This window comes from Marinobacter sp. DSM 26671, from assembly GCF_900112835.1.
In the GTDB taxonomy this organism is placed as follows: Bacteria; Pseudomonadota; Gammaproteobacteria; order Pseudomonadales; family Oleiphilaceae; genus Marinobacter; species Marinobacter flavimaris.
Map to the genome: position 1 here is coordinate 1 of NZ_FONF01000064.1, position 1819 is coordinate 1819.

Annotated in this window: 1 protein-coding gene; it reads left to right on the forward strand. The window is 56.3% G+C overall.

Annotated elements, in window-relative coordinates; genetic code table 11:
* Positions 1 to 160: 160 nt before the first annotated feature.
* A protein-coding gene (locus BM035_RS22135) for an IS3 family transposase (RefSeq protein ID WP_369795754.1) occupies positions 161 to 1707 on the forward strand; the annotation gives its coding sequence in 2 pieces (ribosomal slippage) (positions 161 to 623 and positions 623 to 1707; 1548 coding nt in all).
* Positions 1708 to 1819: the final 112 nt, after the last annotated feature.

Below are 1819 nucleotides of genomic sequence, written 5' to 3' on the forward strand. Positions count from 1 at the left end.
GGCCAGATCGGACTCATGTACAGCCCTGACATGGGCGAATTGTCGCTCCATGTTTTCTCTTAGATTGCCTGGAATCAGTGTGTATCGATCTCCCCCTCTGTCAGGATAGTTGTCGTGTCCAATTTTCAATTAATACTCGGGGGGCGCTCAGGAATGAGCAATGAAACAATACCCAGAAGAACGCAAGCAGGCGGTGCTTAGAAGAATGATGCCGCCAGAAAACACCCCGGTACGCGTGCTATCAGAAGAGACGGGAATCTCCGACGTGACCCTGTATCATTGGCGCAAACAAGCCCGATCAGGAGGGATGGTAGTGCCAGGGGATGGAAGGAATCCGGAAGGTTGGTCGCCCGAAGACAAGTTTGCAGTCGTGCTGGAGACCGCCGCTCTGAACGAGGCGGAGGTGGCCGAGTACTGCCGCAAGAAGGGGCTGTATGCGGAGCAGATACTGGCGTGGAAAGAGGTTTGCATGCACGCCAATGCCACGGCAGTAGAACAGGCCAGGTCAGCGCGGGATCAGGCTCGATCGGCGAAGAAAGAGATCAAGGAGCTGAAGCGCGATCTGCGTCATAAAGAGAAGGCGCTGGCGGAAACCGCTGCGTTACTGGTGCTTCGAAAAAAGATGCATGCGATCTGGGGCGAGGGAGAGGACGAATGATTAGCACCCCAGATCGCGAGCGAGCCGTCAGGCTGATCAAGGAAACAACCGATGCTGGTGCCCGGACCTTCAGGGCGTGCGCAGAAATGGGCATAGCCATGCGCACCTATCAGCGCTGGACCCGGGAGGGGGATGTTAAGGCAGATGGTCGCCCTGGTGCGACCCGTCCGCCACCGGTTCACAAACTGACACAGCAAGAGCGCGAGGCCGTGCTGGTCGCCGTGAATAGCCCAGTACACAGAAGCCTGCCACCCAGCCAGATTGTACCGGCCCTGGCGGATGAAGGGTGCTTTATCGCCTCTGAGTCCACGTTCTATCGTGTGCTTCGTGAACAGAGCCAACAGCAGCACCGGGGCCGCAGTAAGGCACCGACCGCCAAGCCACTCAACACGCACTGTGCCACCGGCCCGAATCAGGTGTGGTGTTGGGACGTGACCTGGTTGCCCGGTCCTGCCAAAGGAATCTTCTTCTACCTGTACCTCATCCTCGACCTGTACAGCCGCAAGATTGTGGGCTGGGAAATCCATGAGGGAGAGTCCAGTGAACTGGCGTCAGAACTGGTAACCAAGGCGTATTTACGTGAGGGTATTGCCGGTGTACACCTGGTTCTGCACTCGGACAACGGCAGCCCGATGAAAGGCGCGTCACTGATGGAAACCCTGTACCGACTGGGTATCATGTCGTCCTATAGCCGCCCTCGGGTCAGTAACGATAATGCCTATGCTGAGTCGATCTTCCGAACGTGCAAGTACCGCCCTGATTACCCTTACAAAGGCTTTGCAACACTGGGCGATGCCCGGGCCTGGGTACTCCAATTTGCGACCTGGTATAACCAGGAACACAAGCACAGCGGGTTGAAGTTCATCACTCCGGCGCAACGGCATAGTGGCCAGACGACAGAAGTCATACAACAGCGAAAGGCCGTTTACGAGGCCGCGAAAGCAGCCAATCCGAAGCGCTGGTCGGGGAGAACTCGGAATTGGGATTTGCCAGAAGAGGTCTGGTTGAATCCTGAGAAGGAGAGTCGCAGCTTAGAGGCCGCTGCGTAAAAAACACGACAACTATGCTGACAAACAGCGATCTTTTCGTCCCTTACCGTTGAATACGAGCAAACTGCGGCTTTTTAGGTCGATGTCTTTCACGCGAAGCGAAAGAGCTTCG